This is a genomic window from Pseudomonas frederiksbergensis (genome assembly GCF_035751725.1).
Classification (GTDB): Bacteria; Pseudomonadota; Gammaproteobacteria; order Pseudomonadales; family Pseudomonadaceae; genus Aquipseudomonas; species Aquipseudomonas frederiksbergensis_A.
On sequence record NZ_CP142104.1, the window covers coordinates 4,676,280 to 4,691,258 of the forward strand.

General features: G+C 60.9%; 14 protein-coding genes and 1 pseudogene. 1 reads left to right on the plus strand and 14 read right to left on the minus strand.

What is annotated here, in order from left to right; all coding sequences use genetic code 11:
- Positions 1-18: 18 nt before the first annotated feature.
- The 7 genes from VQ575_RS20915 to VQ575_RS20945 form a co-directional block, all read right to left on the minus strand.
- Complete coding sequence (locus tag VQ575_RS20915; protein WP_039591960.1) at positions 19-864, minus strand: peptidoglycan DD-metalloendopeptidase family protein; 846 nt, start codon at positions 862-864, stop codon at positions 19-21.
- 225 nt (positions 865-1,089) lie between these two features.
- On the minus strand, positions 1,090-1,725 hold the full coding sequence (locus tag VQ575_RS20920) for a protein-L-isoaspartate(D-aspartate) O-methyltransferase (protein WP_161796107.1): 636 nt from the start codon (positions 1,723-1,725) through the stop codon (positions 1,090-1,092).
- 41 nt (positions 1,726-1,766) lie between these two features.
- A complete protein-coding gene (surE, locus tag VQ575_RS20925) occupies positions 1,767-2,516 on the minus strand; it encodes a 5'/3'-nucleotidase SurE (RefSeq protein ID WP_039591962.1) in 750 nt (249 codons plus the stop codon).
- Positions 2,504-3,562, minus strand: a complete 1,059-nt coding sequence (gene truD, locus VQ575_RS20930) for a tRNA pseudouridine(13) synthase TruD (protein ID WP_039591963.1) — start codon at positions 3,560-3,562, stop codon at positions 2,504-2,506. Before truD ends, surE begins: the two co-directional genes overlap by 13 nt.
- A complete protein-coding gene (gene ispF, locus VQ575_RS20935) occupies positions 3,559-4,032 on the minus strand; it encodes a 2-C-methyl-D-erythritol 2,4-cyclodiphosphate synthase (RefSeq protein ID WP_039591964.1) in 474 nt (157 codons plus the stop codon). The genes truD and ispF overlap by 4 nt, the downstream gene beginning before the upstream one ends.
- A gap of 43 nt (positions 4,033-4,075) precedes the next feature.
- On the minus strand, positions 4,076-4,921 hold the full coding sequence (gene fghA / locus VQ575_RS20940) for an S-formylglutathione hydrolase (protein WP_045155190.1): 846 nt from the start codon (positions 4,919-4,921) through the stop codon (positions 4,076-4,078).
- 8 nt (positions 4,922-4,929) lie between these two features.
- Positions 4,930-6,042, minus strand: a complete 1,113-nt coding sequence (locus VQ575_RS20945; protein ID WP_039591966.1) for an S-(hydroxymethyl)glutathione dehydrogenase/class III alcohol dehydrogenase — start codon at positions 6,040-6,042, stop codon at positions 4,930-4,932.
- A gap of 108 nt (positions 6,043-6,150) precedes the next feature.
- On the opposite strand from VQ575_RS20945, the gene VQ575_RS20950 reads away from it, so the two are divergent.
- Positions 6,151-7,047, plus strand: coding sequence for a LysR substrate-binding domain-containing protein (locus VQ575_RS20950; protein WP_039591967.1), 897 nt, complete (start codon positions 6,151-6,153; stop codon positions 7,045-7,047).
- Between the two features lie 97 nt (positions 7,048-7,144).
- On the opposite strand, the gene ispD is transcribed toward VQ575_RS20950, so the two are convergent.
- The 7 genes and pseudogenes from ispD to VQ575_RS20985 form a co-directional block, all read right to left on the minus strand.
- The gene (gene ispD / locus VQ575_RS20955; protein ID WP_325918352.1) at positions 7,145-7,852 is read right to left on the minus strand and encodes a 2-C-methyl-D-erythritol 4-phosphate cytidylyltransferase; all 708 of its coding nucleotides are present in this window, start codon (positions 7,850-7,852) and stop codon (positions 7,145-7,147) included.
- Positions 7,849-8,127, minus strand: coding sequence for a cell division protein FtsB (ftsB, locus tag VQ575_RS20960; protein WP_030139474.1), 279 nt, complete (start codon positions 8,125-8,127; stop codon positions 7,849-7,851). Before ftsB ends, ispD begins: the two co-directional genes overlap by 4 nt.
- 170 nt (positions 8,128-8,297) lie before the next feature.
- On the minus strand, positions 8,298-9,587 hold the full coding sequence (gene eno / locus VQ575_RS20965) for a phosphopyruvate hydratase (RefSeq protein ID WP_039591969.1): 1,290 nt from the start codon (positions 9,585-9,587) through the stop codon (positions 8,298-8,300).
- A 154-nt stretch (positions 9,588-9,741) separates the two neighbouring features.
- The gene (gene kdsA / locus VQ575_RS20970) at positions 9,742-10,587 is read right to left on the minus strand and encodes a 3-deoxy-8-phosphooctulonate synthase (protein WP_030139476.1); all 846 of its coding nucleotides are present in this window, start codon (positions 10,585-10,587) and stop codon (positions 9,742-9,744) included.
- A 4-nt stretch (positions 10,588-10,591) separates the two neighbouring features.
- Positions 10,592-12,223 (minus strand): CTP synthase, encoded by a 1,632-nt coding sequence (locus tag VQ575_RS20975; protein ID WP_030139477.1) that lies wholly within the window; start codon positions 12,221-12,223, stop codon positions 10,592-10,594.
- Between the two features lie 274 nt (positions 12,224-12,497).
- Positions 12,498-13,824, minus strand: a pseudogene (gene tilS / locus VQ575_RS20980) (tRNA lysidine(34) synthetase TilS).
- Positions 13,825-13,974: 150 nt separating this feature from the next.
- The gene (locus VQ575_RS20985; RefSeq protein WP_039591972.1) at positions 13,975-14,922 is read right to left on the minus strand and encodes an acetyl-CoA carboxylase carboxyltransferase subunit alpha; all 948 of its coding nucleotides are present in this window, start codon (positions 14,920-14,922) and stop codon (positions 13,975-13,977) included.
- Positions 14,923-14,979 lie beyond the last annotated feature (57 nt).

The following is a 14,979-nucleotide window of genomic DNA, read 5'->3' on the forward strand; positions in this document are numbered from 1 at the left end:
AACAGGCTGACATGCAAATCAACGACGTGGCAGGAATTGCAGCGGATCTACAGGCTTACCTTGTCGGCGAATCTCAAAATGCAGTTTCACCCGGTCTGTACCCGTCGATCCCATTTCGGCAATTGTCTGCCCGACCTTGACCTGCTGCCCCTCCCGAACCAACAGCCTGCGGTTGTGACCGTAGGCACTGACGTAGGTATCGCTGTGTTTGATGATCACGAGTTCGCCGTAGCCCCTCAAACCACTCCCGGCGTACACAACCGTGCCATCAGACGCGGCAAAAACAGGCTGTCCCAAATCCCCGGCGATATCAATTCCTTTATTCAAACTACCGTTTGAAGAGAATTTTCCAATGAGAACGCCATTAGAAGGCCATCCCCAGCCAGTCGGGGCGGGGCCTGCCGGAGGCATCGGAGCGGGCGCCGGCTTGTTCGCGACGGACGGTATAGTCGCCGTGGTGGGACCGACCGGACGACGGATAACCGTGGTTTTACTCGAGGACGAAGGCGTCGAACCCGACTGCGTGACGACCGCCGTAGGCGTTGAACCGCTGCGACCGTCAAAGCGAATTGTCTGACCTGGATGGATCGTATATGGCGCAGGAATATTGTTCCGAGCCGCGAGGGCTTTGTAGTCCCAGCCGTAGCGAAAAGCGATGGAAAACAGCGTATCGCCGCGACGGACTACATACTGGCCGGTCGTTACGGTAGGCCGTTGCGGTGTCGCGTTGTTGCGATCGACCACCCGGACGTTACCCGAAGGCGTACTGGAACAACCGACCAGCAAGGTACTCAAGAGAAGGCCAGTCACCAGGCGCTTTAAGCTCGTGATACCCATACGCTGCGCAATGACTGTGAGACTCACCCGCCGCTCCCTTTGTGGTGGCTGAAGAAATTCGAAACTGCCTGTCCAGGCAGATATGTTGCCCTGTGGGTGACCGACATCCTGCTTCTATAAAGGAAGCGCAAAGGACGCTCGCACACGTTTGCTCGACGCTGTTCAACGTTATTTGGCAAACCGGCGCCCGACCGACAGGTGCTGCCGTAAGACACGGTCCGCGTCTTGGAATTCAGCACCGATCATAAATGCTCAGGCCAACGGCCCATTGAGCAACGGCACAAAACGAACCGCTCCAAGGACGTGCCGTGAAAAACCGTGTTCTTCGCGCACGATCAACATCAGTTGCTGGACCTCGCCCGCGCCGACCGGGATGACCAAGCGCCCGCCAGGCGCGAGCTGATCCAGCAAAGCCTGCGGTACATCAGTAGCAACCGCCGTGACAATGATGCCGTTGTAAGGCGCCAGCGCCGGCCAACCTTCCCAACCGTCGCCCCAGCGAAATACCACGTTGCGCAGGTTCAGTTCCACGAGGCGTTCCTTGGCGCGATCCTGCAACACCTTGATCCGCTCCACGGAAAAAACCCGCTCGACCAACTGCGACAACACCGCCGTCTGATAGCCTGACCCCGTCCCGATCTCCAGCACCTTGTCCAGCGGCCCCGCCTCGAGCAGCAACTCGCTCATGCGGGCCACCATATATGGCTGGGAAATGGTCTGGTTATGGCCGATCGGCAACGCAGTATCTTCATAGGCACGATGGGCCAGGGCCTCATCGACGAATAGATGCCTTGGCGTGCGACGTATCACTTCCAGTACCTGGGCGTTGGACAGCCCTTCCTCGTAGAGCCGCTGGATCAACCGTTCCCGGGTACGCTGGGAGGTCATGCCGATTCCACGGCGCAGCATATCGTCTTGTTCACGAGCCATCAGTGCAGCCCCTCCAGCCAGCCTTCAAGGTGTCGAAAGGCATCATTGAAGGTGCGATCGAGCTGCAACGGCGTGATCGAGACATAGCCCTGCATCACGGCATGGAAATCCGTACCCGGCCCGCCATCTTCGGCGTCGCCAGCAGCGGCGATCCAGTAGCCGGCCTTGCCGCGCGGGTCGACGACATGCATCGGCTTGGCGGCGCGGGCACGATGGCCCAGGCGAGTGAGCTGGATGCCACGGATATGATCAAGTGGCAGATTCGGGATGTTCACGTTCAGCACCGTGCGCGGTGGCAGGTCCAGTTCGCCATGGGCTTCTACCAGCTTGCGGGCAAAGTAGGCGGCGGTTGGCAAGTTGTCGACCTGCCGTGAAACAAACGAAAAGGCAAAGGACGTCTTGTTCAGGAAACGACCTTCCAAGGCTGCGGCGACCGTGCCCGAATACAGCACGTCGTCGCCCAGGTTGGCGCCCAGGTTTATACCTGAGACCACCATGTCCGGCTCGCGCTCCAGCAAGCCATTGAGGCCCAGGTGCACGCAATCGGTGGGTGTACCGTTGAGGCTGATGAAACCGTTATCCAGGTAGCAAGGGTGCAGCGGACGGTCAATCGTCAGCGAACTGCTGGCGCCGCTCTTGTCCTGGTCCGGGGCAATCACCACGCACTCGGCAAAATCCGCCAGCGCAACATATAGCGCGGCAAGACCGGGTGCTGTCACCCCGTCGTCGTTAGAGATCAGAATACGCATGGGCTGTCCGTCTGCCCTGCTGGCACCAGATCGACGAGTTCGCGCACCAAGACAGTGGCGAAACATCCGGCCGGCAGGACGAATTCCAATTGCAGAATGTCAGGCTCGGGATAATGCCACGACAACCCGCCAATGGGCAGTCGCAGGATGCGACGTTCGTGACTCATTCCCGCGTTTATCAACCAGTCGCGCAGATCCGCTTCGCCTTGGGCGACGGCCTGCTCCAACTCGAAGACCACGCCGGCGGCGGGCGAAGGTCCCTCGCCCCATTGGGGGCCGGTCGGATGCAGATCTAGAATCGCCAGGCGCGGATCGCTGCATTCGGCCTCCCCGGCCGGGAAGAAACTCCGGCTGTCGGTGAAGGCCAGCAGATCACCCACCTGGGCACGTTGCCAGGTACCGTCGGCCACCCTGGCCGCCAGCACTTTGTTGAACAGGAAGCTGCGCGCCGTGGACAGCAGGCGCGAACGCACATTGCGTTGCTCCGGCAAGGCTTTGCGGGCAGCCCACGTGCGGGCATCGACGACATTGCCACCGTCATGGCCGAAGCGCTGGGCACCAAAATAGTTGGGGATCCCCTGACGGATAATCTGTTGCAGGCGTGCTTCGATCGCCGCCACGTCGCCCTTGAATTGGGTCAGGCGCAAGGTGAAGCCGTTGGCCGAATGCGCGCCGCGCTGCAGCTTGCGCTTGTGGCGGACGGTCTTGAGGATCTTCAGCGTGTCGTTCTCTGCCGCCGACAAGTCCGGATCGGCCTTGCCCGGCAATTGGACGCTGAACCACTGGCGGGTCAGGGCCTGGCGATCCTTGAGCCCGGCGTAGCTGACGGTACGCAACGGCACGCTGGCGGCCTTGGCGATTCGCCGTGCAGCCTCCTCGGTGTTCAAGCCACGTTTTTCCACCCAGATCCACAGGTGCTCACCGTCGCCGGTCAACGGGATGTCGAGCACTTCATCGACTTGGAAATCTTCAGCGCTGGCCTTGAGTACAGCGCTGCCCAACGACTCTCCATAGGCCCGCGGCCCCAACAGTTCCAGTTCGGTCATGGGCGCAGCAACAAGGCAACGGAATGGACGGCAATGCCTTCTTCGCGACCGACGAAGCCCAGCTTCTCGGTGGTGGTGGCTTTCACGTTCACTTGGTCCAGCTCAACTTGAAGATCCTCGGCGATCACTTGGCGCATCGCTTCGATGTGCGGCGCCATCTTGGGGGCCTGGGCGACAATGGTGTTATCGACATTGCCGACTTTCCAGCCCTTGGCGTGGATCAGCGAAACCACATGGCGCAGTAGCACGCGGCTGTCGGCGCCCTTGAATTGCGGGTCTGTGTCGGGGAAGTGCTTGCCGATGTCACCCAGGGCAGCCGCGCCGAGCAGTGCATCGCTCAAGGCGTGCAGCAGGACATCACCGTCAGAATGCGCGAGCAGCCCGAAGCCGTGTGCGATCCGCACGCCGCCCAGAGTAATGAAGTCGCCTTCAGCGAAACGGTGAACATCGTAGCCGTGGCCAATACGCATAAAAAAACGCCCCGATTTTTGTCAGGGCGTGATTCTACCTGCATTAGGCGTCTAGAGCGCGTGCATGATGTTGCAAGTGATCATCGATGAAGCTGGCGATGAAGAAGTAGCTGTGGTCATAGCCCGGTTGCAAGCGCAGTTCCAGCGGATGGCCGGCAGTCTTGGCCGCCTGTTGCAGGGCATCGGGCTTGAGCTGGTTGGCCAGGAAATCATCTCGATCACCTTGATCCACCAGCAGTGGCAGCCGCTCATGCGCCTCGGCAATCAGCGCACAGGCATCCCATTCCCGCCACTTCGAGCGATCTTCTCCCAGGTAACGGGAGAAAGCCTTTTGGCCCCATGGGCAATCCATCGGATTGTTGATCGGCGAAAAGGCTGACACCGAACGGTAACGCCCCGGGTTGCGCAAGGCGCAGACCAGCGCGCCGTGGCCGCCCATGGAATGTCCGCTGATACCGCGTTTATCCGAAGCCGGGAAATGCGCTTCGACCAACGTCGGCAATTCCTGCACGACATAGTCATGCATCCGATAGTGCCGCGCCCAAGGTTCCTGCGTGGCATTCAGATAGAACCCTGCCCCGAGGCCGAAGTCCCACGCGCCGTCCGGATCGCCCGGCACATCGGCGCCACGGGGACTGGTGTCCGGCGCGACGATGATCAGGCCCAGCTCGGCGGCCATGCGCTGGGCACCGGCCTTTTGCATAAAGTTCTCGTCGGTGCAGGTCAATCCGGACAACCAATACAGCACCGGCAACTTGCCGCCCTGCTCGGCTTGCGGAGGCAGGTACACGGCAAACACCATGTCACAACCGAGCACTTCGGAACGGTGCCGGTAACGCTTATGCCAGCCGCCGAAGCTTTTCTGGCAAGAGATGTTTTCCAGACTCATGACTGACCTCAGAAATGAATGACGGTACGGATGCTCTTGCCTTCGTGCATCAGGTCGAAGGCCTTGTTGATATCTTCCAGGCCCATGGTGTGGGTGATGAAGGTATCGAGCGGGATCTCGCCCTTCTCGGCCATGTCCACGTAGCTAGGCAATTCGCTGCGACCGCGCACGCCGCCAAAGGCCGAACCGCGCCAGACGCGCCCGGTCACCAGTTGGAATGGACGGGTGGCGATTTCCTGGCCGGCACCGGCCACGCCGATGATCACCGACTCGCCCCAACCCTTGTGGCAGCATTCCAGCGCGGCACGCATCAACTGCACATTGCCGATGCACTCGAAGGAAAAGTCCACGCCGCCATCCGTCATGTCCACGATGACTTCCTGGATCGGACGGTCGAAGTCTTTCGGGTTGACGCAATCAGTGGCGCCCAGCTGCTTGGCGATTTCGAACTTGGCCGGGTTGATGTCGATGGCGATGATGCGCGCGGCCTTCGCCTTCACGGCGCCGATCACCGCCGACAGGCCGATGCCGCCCAGGCCGAAGATCGCCACGGTGTCACCCGGCTTGACCTTGGCGGTGTTAAGCACCGCACCGATGCCGGTGGTGACGCCACAGCCCAGCAGGCAGACTTTTTCCAGCGGCGCTTCTTTTTGAATCTTCGCGACGGAAATCTCCGGCAGCACGGTGTATTCGGAGAATGTCGAGGTGCCCATGTAGTGGAAAATCGTCTCGCCCTTGTAGGAAAAGCGCGAAGTGCCGTCTGGCATCAGGCCTTTACCCTGGGTGGCGCGAATCGCCTGGCAGAGGTTGGTCTTGCCCGACTTACAGAATTTGCACTGTCCGCATTCCGGCGTGTACAGCGGGATCACATGGTCACCCACGGCCACCGAGGTCACGCCTTCACCAATGGCTTCGACAATGGCGCCGCCTTCATGGCCCAGGATCGACGGGAAGATCCCTTCCGGGTCGGCGCCCGACAGGGTGTAGGCGTCGGTGTGGCAGACACCGGAGGCCACCACGCGCAACAGCACTTCGCCCGCCTTGGGCATGGCCACGTCGACTTCAACGATTTCCAGGGGTTTCTTGGCCTCGAAGGCAACGGCAGCGCGCGACTTGATCATCCGGATTCTCCAGCAAATAAATACAAGACTGGGAGTGTAATCCTCCGCTGGAAAATGAATAATCCAGGCAAAAGCAAAACATTATTGCTGCACAGGGATAATCGACTCATGTCTGATAACCGCTGGGAAGGCATCGACGAGTTTGTTGCCGTGGCCGAATGCAGCCAATTTACTGCTGCCGCCGAACGTCTTGGGGTGTCGTCTTCCCATATCAGTCGACAAATCGTACGGCTTGAAGAGCGTCTGCAGACACGCTTGCTGTACCGCAGCACCCGCCGGGTGACCCTGACTGAAGCCGGACAAACCTTTTTGCAGCATTGCCAGCGCCTGCAGGACGGACGCGAGGAAGCACTGCGGGCCGTTGGCGACTTGACCAGCGAACCCAAGGGCATGCTGCGCATGACCTGCGCGGTGGCTTATGGTGAACGATTTATCGTGCCGTTGGTGACCCGCTTCATGGGCCTCTACCCGCAATTGCGGGTGGACATCGAACTGAGCAATCGCCCGCTGGACCTGGTGCATGAAGGCCTGGACCTGGCGATTCGCCTGGGCCGGTTGCAGGACTCGCGCCTGGTGGCCACGCGCCTGGCGCCCAGACGCATGTACTTGTGCGCTTCACCCTCTTATCTGGAACGCTACGGCCGGCCCCACAGCGTGTCGGAACTGAGCCGCCACAACTGCCTGATCGGCAGCTCCGACATGTGGCAACTGGAGCAGAACGGGCGGGAGTTTTCCCAGCGAGTACAGGGAAACTGGCGCTGCAACAGTGGGCAAGCGGTGCTCGATGCGGCGCTGCAAGGGGTGGGTTTGTGCCAACTGCCGGACTATTACGTGCTCGGGCATTTGCACAGCGGTGCGTTGATTTCGCTACTGGAAGCTCATCAGCCACCGAATACGGCGGTGTGGGCGCTGTATCCGCAGCAGCGGCATCTGTCACCAAAGGTGCGCAAGCTGGTGGATTATTTGAAGGAAGGGTTGGCTGAGCGGCCGGAGTATCGGGGGTAACGGAGGGGTCTTGTTGCCTGGGATGACGCCATCGCGAGCTGGCTCGCGATTAGCGCCACCCCAGACGATGAAAATCCACCGAGGGAACAGATCCGGCTCAACGCCGATTCGCCCACCGCTGGCGCAACCATTCCAGGTCTTCCGGCCGGGTGACCTTGATGTTGTCCGCCCGCCCTTCGACCAGCCGAGGCGCCTGCCCCGCCCATTCCATGGCGGACGCTTCGTCGGTAATCAGCGCATCCGCCACCAGGCTGTCGGCCAGGGCCCGATGCAAGGCGCCGAGACGGAACATCTGCGGTGTATAGGCTTGCCAGATCACGCTGCGATCAACGGTCTCCAGTACACGACCGTGCTTGTCGGCGCGCTTGAGGGTGTCACGCGCGGGGACAGCCAACAGGCCGCCGACCGCATCGTTCGCCAACTCATGGAGCAGGTTATCGAGATCGTCCCGGGCCAGGTTCGGCCGGGCGGCGTCGTGCACCAGCACCCAATCGAAATCATCGGCGCCCTGCTCGTGAAGGTGCAGCAACGCATTGAGCACCGAATCCGAACGTTGTTCGCCACCGTCAACGCGCTGGATGCGCGTGTCGTTGGCGCAGGCCAGGGTCGGCCAATAGGGATCGTCGGGTGCAACGCTGACCACCACGCCCTTGACGGTCGGGTGATCGAGGAAACAGCCAAGGCTGTGTTCGAGAATTGTGCGTGCGCCCAGTTGCAGGTATTGCTTGGGGCGGTCGGCAGCCATACGGGCACCAACGCCCGCGGCAGGAATGACGGCCCAGAAGGCCGGTAGACGAATGCTCATTGGGCCAACTGGTAGAGGGTTTCGCCCTCCTTGACCATGCCCAACTCATGGCGAGCCCGCTCTTCGACGGTCTCCATGCCTTTCTTCAGTTCCATCACTTCGGCGTCCATCACTCGATTACGCTCCAGCAATGCCTCGTTTTCGGCGTGCTGGTCGGCAATTTGCTGAGTCAGCTCGGCCACTTGCGCCAGGCTGCCATTGCCCACCCACAGGCGGTACTGCAGGCCGGCCAGCAACAAGAGCAAGACGAGAAACAACCAATTGGGACTGCGCATCGAATATCAGGTATCCAGTGAAAAAAGACCGCCATGCCAAACTTGAAGCGTCTGATAGCACGAAGCCTGGAAAATCCAGGCTTGTGCTTGATAAGGCATCAGATTAGAGGCAAAACCACCATGTTGGCGACCTTTGCGACGCAATCCGCTGTCTTTTTACCATTTACCGCTTAACCGCGAAACTCGGCGCGACCGTTGTACTTGGCCTTGCCGTTCAACTGCTCTTCGATGCGCAGCAGTTGGTTGTACTTGGAAACGCGGTCGGAGCGGCACAGCGAACCGGTCTTGATCTGGCCCGCCGCAGTGCCCACGGCCAGGTCTGCAATGGTCGAGTCTTCGGTTTCACCGGAACGGTGGGAGATCACGGCGGTGTAGCCGGCAGCCTTGGCCATCTGGATGGCTTCCAGGGTTTCGGTCAGGGTGCCGATCTGGTTGAACTTGATCAGGATCGAGTTGGCGATCTTCTTGTCGATGCCTTCTTTCAGGATCTTGGTGTTGGTCACGAACAGGTCGTCGCCCACCAGTTGGGTTTTCTCGCCGATCTTGTCGGTGAGGATTTTCCAGCCAGCCCAGTCGGACTCATCCAGGCCGTCTTCGATGGAGATGATCGGGTAGCGTTCGGTCAGGCCCTTGAGGTAGTCGGCAAAACCTTCGGCAGTGAACACCTGGCCTTCGCCGGACAGGTTGTACTTGCCGTCTTCGAAGAACTCACTGGCGGCGCAGTCCAGGGCCAGGGTCACGTCGGTGCCCAGCTTGTAGCCAGCATTGGCCACGGCTTCGGAGATCACTTTCAGTGCATCTTCGTTGGACGCCAGGTTCGGTGCGAAACCGCCTTCGTCACCAACTGCGGTGCTCAGGCCACGGGCCTTCAGCACGGCCTTGAGGTGGTGGAAAATCTCGGTGCCCATGCGCAGGCCTTCGGAGAAGGTCTTGGCGCCAACCGGCTGCACCATGAATTCCTGGATGTCGACGTTGTTATCGGCATGCTCGCCGCCGTTGATGATGTTCATCATCGGCACCGGCATCGAGTAGACACCCGGCGTACCGTTGAGGTTGGCAATGTGCGCGTACAGCGGCAGGTCCAGGTCCTGGGCAGCGGCCTTGGCAGCGGCCAGGGACACGGCGAGGATCGCGTTGGCGCCCAGGGTGGCTTTGTTTTCGGTACCGTCGAGCTTGATCATGGCCTGGTCGAGGGCCTTCTGGTCGGCAGGGTCCTTGCCCAGCAACAGGTCACGGATCGGACCGTTGATGTTGGCGACGGCTTTCAGCACGCCCTTGCCCAGGTAACGGCTCTTGTCGCCATCACGCAGCTCCAGCGCTTCGCGCGAGCCAGTGGAAGCACCGGACGGCGCGCAGGCGCTGCCGATGATGCCGTTGTCGAGAAGCACGTCCGCTTCGACAGTGGGGTTGCCACGGGAGTCGAGAACTTCACGACCTTTGATGTCGACGATTTTTGCCATTGTTGTAAACACTCCAAAGTTGACGAAAACGACGCAGCGAGAGGAAATCTTTTACCGTCGGCGGGGATCGAGCAGCGGGCAGGCTCGCCGACGACAACGCCCGGCCTGCAGGCCAGAGCGTTTATCGAGCGGTACTTTACCGGAGAAAACCGCGTTACGCGGTTTCTATCGTCGGAAACCCCTTGACCAGCTCATCCAGCGACTTGAGCTGAGACAGGAAAGGTTCCAGCTTGTTCAAGCGCAAGGCACAAGGCCCGTCGCACTTGGCGTTGTCAGGGTCAGGGTGGGCTTCAAGGAACAGGCCCGCAAGGGACTGGCTCATGCCAGCCTTGGCCAGGTCGGTCACTTGGGCGCGACGGCCGCCGGCGGAGTCGGAACGACCGCCGGGCATTTGCAGCGCGTGGGTCACGTCGAAGAACACCGGATATTCGAACTGCTTCATGATGCCGAAGCCGAGCATGTCCACCACCAGGTTGTTGTAGCCGAAGCTCGAACCACGTTCGCAGAGGATCAACTGGTCATTTCCAGCTTCTTCGCACTTGCTCAGGATGTGTTTCATTTCCTGGGGCGCGAGGAACTGGGCTTTCTTGATGTTGATCACCGCGCCGGTCTTGGCCATCGCGACCACGAGGTCGGTCTGGCGCGACAGGAAGGCCGGCAACTGGATGATGTCGCAGACTTCGGCGACGACCGCGGCCTGGTCAGGCTCGTGGACGTCGGTGATGATCGGCACGCCAAAGGCTTGCTTGATGTCCTGGAAAATCCGCATCCCCTCTTCCAGGCCCGGGCCACGGTAAGAGGTCACCGACGAACGGTTGGCCTTGTCGAAGCTGGCCTTGAAGACGTAAGGGATGCCCAGCTTCTGGGTCACCTTCACGTATTCTTCGCAGACCTGCATCGCCATGTCGCGGCTTTCCAGCACGTTCATGCCGCCGAACAGCACCATGGGTTTATCGTTGGCAATCTCGATGTCGCCGACGCGAATGATCTTCTGGGCCATCGTCTTATGCCTTTTTCTGGTGTTGAGCCAAAGCGGCTTTCACAAAACCACTGAACAACGGATGACCGTCGCGCGGTGTCGAGGTGAACTCCGGGTGGAACTGGCAGGCAACAAACCATGGATGGTCAGCAGCCTCGACCACTTCCACCAGCGCACCGTCACCGGAACGACCGGAAATTTTCAGGCCAGCTTCGATCAACTGCGGCAGCAGGTTGTTGTTCACTTCGTAGCGGTGGCGATGACGCTCGACGATCACGTCCTTGGCGTAGCAATCGTGCACCTTGGAGCCGGCTTCGAGCAGGCATTCCTGGGCGCCGAGGCGCATGGTGCCACCCAGGTCCGAACTCTCGGTACGCACTTCGACGGCGCCGGTGGCATCTTCCCACTCGGTGATCAGGCCTACGACCGGGTGACCGCTGGCGCGATCGAATTCGGTGGAGTTGGCGTCTTTCCAGCCCATCACGTTACGGGCGAACTCGATGACCGCCACTTGCATGCCCAGGCAGATGCCCAGGTATGGCACCTTGTTTTCGCGAGCGTATTGCACCGCGGTGATCTTGCCTTCCACGCCGCGCAGGCCAAAGCCGCCCGGTACGAGGATCGCGTCGGCGCCTTCAAGCAGGCCGGTGCCCTGGTTCTCGATGTCTTCGGAATCGATGTAGCGCAGGTTGACCTTGGTGCGGTTGCTGATACCGGCATGACTCATCGCTTCGATCAGCGACTTGTAGGCGTCCAGCAGTTCCATGTACTTGCCGACCATCGCGATGGTGACTTCGTGCTCGGGGTTGAGCTTGGCATCGACCACGGCGTCCCACTCGGACAGGTCGGCGCTGGCGCATTGCAGGCCAAAGCGCTCGACGACGAAGTCATCAAGGCCCTGGGAATGCAGGATGCCCGGGATCTTGTAGATGGTGTCGGCGTCTTCCAGGCCGATGACCGCGCGTTCTTCCACGTTGGTGAACTGGGCGATCTTGCGACGCGAGGAGATGTCGATCGGGTGATCGGAGCGGCAGATCAGCACGTCCGGCTGCAGGCCGATGGAGCGCAGCTCCTTGACCGAGTGCTGGGTTGGCTTGGTCTTGGTTTCGCCGGCGGTGGCGATGTACGGCACCAGGGTCAGGTGCATCAGCATCGCGCGCTTGGCGCCGATTTCGAAACGCAACTGGCGGATGGCTTCGAGGAACGGCTGGGATTCGATATCGCCCACGGTGCCGCCAATCTCGACCATCGCGACGTCGGCATCGCCGGCACCCTTGATGATGCGGCGCTTGATTTCGTCGGTGATGTGCGGGATGACCTGGATGGTCGCGCCCAGGTAGTCACCACGACGCTCTTTACGCAGCACGTGCTCGTAGACCCGGCCGGTGGTGAAGTTGTTGTTCTGGGTCATGGTCGTGCGGATGAACCGCTCGTAGTGGCCCAGGTCCAGGTCGGTCTCGGCGCCGTCGTGGGTGACGAACACTTCACCGTGCTGGAACGGGCTCATGGTGCCCGGGTCGACGTTGATGTACGGGTCCAGCTTGAGCATGGTGACCTTAAGTCCCCGCGCCTCCAGGATGGCCGCCAATGAAGCCGAGGCAATGCCTTTCCCCAATGAAGAAACAACACCGCCCGTGACGAATATGTAGCGCGTCATGAAAAACCCTAGAAGTCTGCGTTAAAGCGGTCCGAGCCGCCGGGGAAAGCGAAGGAAGGCCGAAGCCCCCGATCACCTGCATTAATCACAGTGCACCTTTCAAAAAAACCGCCGCGTCGGGACAGACCGGAGGTGAAATCACCGGTACGTTGCTCGCTACACATTTTTTGGAATCGCCCAGCAAAGACTGCTTGGTAATCGGCAACTCCTGCAATTCAGGCGAATCCACAGAAGTTGTATCAAGAAGGGAGCGTAGTCTACCGGAAAGCCCCTTTCAGCTCAAACCCAGATCTTGGCTTTCATGGCTGCCAAATCAGTTGCCATCTGCCGTCAGCGTCCCGATCCAACATCGGGAGGTTGGCAATCCCCAGCAATTGCTCGCCCCGATACAGCAAAGGCAATCGAGCGCGAACGAACGCCGGCACGCCGTTTTCGTTGAGCAAACGCTTGAGGTCCCGGTGCCCGCGCCCCGGCAGTTCCATGACCTCGCCGCCCTGGCGATAGCGGATGCAAAGCGCTCCCGCGGGGGCTTCGCCGCGAAGGATCACCCGGCCATTGCCGGGCAGTGACAACACCTGATCAACCCGGGGCCATCCAACGGGACCGGAAACTGGCTGCAACCAGTGGTCGGATAACCACCAGATGCGTCCGCCGCTCCGGTGCATTTCCCCATCGGCGAGACGCCAGACGGGATGGCCATCTTCCCTGGCATCACGCAACGAGTCCCAGCCCACCCAATGGTCGCTATCGGGAAACCTCGTCACAGGCGCCAGCCAATGGCTCAGCGCATTGCGCTGGCGGGCGGGGGACAAGGCCCGCAAAGGCGCCAATTCAAGCGACCGCAGCCCGAGCCAATCGAACGCGCTGACGGTCAGGGCCCGCTCCAGGTCGATCTGCGCCAACTCATCCAGCAAGCCTTGCGCCTCGCTCAGATGCGCGGCGCTGCGGGCGAGGGTCAACGATGCATGGGGCCACTGCTCGGCGAGGACCGGAAAGACCCGCTGGCGCAGGAAATTGCGGGCGTATCGATGATCCTCATTGGAGGGGTCATGAACCCAGCTCAAGCCATGCCGACTGGCATATGCCTCCAACTCCGCCCGGGACACATCGAGCAATGGCCGCAGCAGATGCCCCTGCCCCAAGGGACGCTGCCTCGGCATCGCCGACAAACCCCGTACCCCTGCCCCACGCAGCAAACGGAACAACAGGGTTTCGGCCTGATCGTCGCGGTGCTGGGCAGTGAGCAGCACGTCGTTCTCTTGTGTCGCGGCAATGAAAGCCGCGTAGCGCGCGTCCCGGGCGGCGCGCTCGACGCTGGCGCCGGGCCGGACCTCCACGCAGGCCACTTGCAGCGGCACGCCCAAGGCGTCGCAGACCTGACGACAATGTTCCGGCCACGCGTCGGCCACGGCCTGGAGGCCATGATGAACGTGGATTGCGCTTATTGGCGGCAGGGATTGGTTTTCGGCCAGGGAAACGAGCAGGTGCAGCAGGACGGTGGAGTCGAGGCCACCGGAGAAGGCGATTCGCCAGGTGGCTGCGTGGCGCCAGGGAATGAGTTGGGTCAGCAGGCGGCTTGGCAGATCGTTGCTTGCATTCATGGGTTTCAGCCTTGGCACAAATCAAATGTGGGAGCGGGCTTGCTCGCGAAGGCGGTAGATCAGTCAACACATGGGTTGAATGTTAAACCGCTTTCGCGAGCAAGCCCGCTCCCACATTGGCTCCCCCCAACAGTTGGAAGCTTGGTCAGATCAGAGACCGTAGCTCATCAACCGCTCATAACGACGAGCCAGCAGCGCTTCGTTGTCGAACTTCTTGAGCATCGACAGCTGCGAGCTCAGCTCAGCGCGGATCAGCGCCGCGGCTGCAGCAGGGTCGCGGTGGGCGCCGCCCACTGGCTCGTTGATCACTTTATCAACGATGCCCAGGCCCTTGAGGCGCTCGGCGGTGATGCCCATGGCTTCAGCGGCATCCGGCGCCTTCTCGGCGGTTTTCCACAGGATCGAGGCGCAGCCTTCCGGCGAGATCACCGCGTAGGTGGAATATTGCAACATGTTCAACTGGTCGCAGACGCCAATGGCCAACGCACCGCCGGAGCCGCCTTCGCCAATCACGGTAGCGATGATCGGGGTCTTCAGGCGAGCCATGACGCGCAGGTTCCAGGCAATCGCTTCGCTCTGGTTGCGCTCTTCGGCGTCGATGCCCGGGTAGGCGCCCGGGGTGTCGATGAAGGTCAGGATCGGCATCTTGAAGCGCTCGGCCATTTCCATCAGGCGGCACGCCTTGCGGTAGCCTTCCGGACGCGGCATGCCGAAGTTGCGGCGCACTTTCTCGCGCACTTCGCGACCCTTCTGGTGACCGATCACCATCACCGGCTGGTCGTCCAGGCGGGCAACGCCGCCAACGATCGCGGCGTCATCGGAGAAGTGACGGTCGCCGTGAAGCTCATCGAACTCGGTGAAGATGTGTTCAATGTAGTCCAGGGTGTAGGGCCGACGCGGATGACGCGCCAGACGCGCGATCTGCCAGCTGGTCAGCTTGCCGAAGATATCTTCGGTCAGCGTGCGGCTCTTGTCCTGCAGCCGAGAGATTTCATCGCCGATATTCAGCGAATTGTCGTTACCGACCAAGCGCAACTCTTCGATCTTGGCTTGAAGGTCGGCGATCGGCTGTTCGAAATCTAGAAAATTCGGGTTCATAGGCGTCCGTCTTGGGTCGACGTCCAAGAGAGCTTGGGCCGGCCGGTTGTCTATTCG

Coding starts and splice junctions, on each gene's coding strand:
- VQ575_RS20920 (WP_161796107.1), bottom strand. CDS start 1,725: ATGACCTCCCAGCGTACCCGGGAACGGTTGATCCAGCGGCTCTACGAG.
- surE (WP_039591962.1), bottom strand. CDS start 2,516: ATGCGTATTCTGATCTCTAACGACGACGGGGTGACAGCACCCGGTCTT.
- truD (WP_039591963.1), bottom strand. CDS start 3,562: ATGACCGAACTGGAACTGTTGGGGCCGCGGGCCTATGGAGAGTCGTTG.
- ispF (WP_039591964.1), bottom strand. CDS start 4,032: ATGCGTATTGGCCACGGCTACGATGTTCACCGTTTCGCTGAAGGCGAC.
- fghA (WP_045155190.1), bottom strand. CDS start 4,921: ATGAGTCTGGAAAACATCTCTTGCCAGAAAAGCTTCGGCGGCTGGCAT.
- VQ575_RS20945 (WP_039591966.1), bottom strand. CDS start 6,042: ATGATCAAGTCGCGCGCTGCCGTTGCCTTCGAGGCCAAGAAACCCCTG.
- VQ575_RS20950 (WP_039591967.1), top strand. CDS start 6,151: ATGTCTGATAACCGCTGGGAAGGCATCGACGAGTTTGTTGCCGTGGCC.
- ispD (WP_325918352.1), bottom strand. CDS start 7,852: ATGAGCATTCGTCTACCGGCCTTCTGGGCCGTCATTCCTGCCGCGGGC.
- ftsB (WP_030139474.1), bottom strand. CDS start 8,127: ATGCGCAGTCCCAATTGGTTGTTTCTCGTCTTGCTCTTGTTGCTGGCC.
- eno (WP_039591969.1), bottom strand. CDS start 9,587: ATGGCAAAAATCGTCGACATCAAAGGTCGTGAAGTTCTCGACTCCCGT.
- kdsA (WP_030139476.1), bottom strand. CDS start 10,587: ATGGCCCAGAAGATCATTCGCGTCGGCGACATCGAGATTGCCAACGAT.
- VQ575_RS20975 (WP_030139477.1), bottom strand. CDS start 12,223: ATGACGCGCTACATATTCGTCACGGGCGGTGTTGTTTCTTCATTGGGG.
- VQ575_RS20985 (WP_039591972.1), bottom strand. CDS start 14,922: ATGAACCCGAATTTTCTAGATTTCGAACAGCCGATCGCCGACCTTCAA.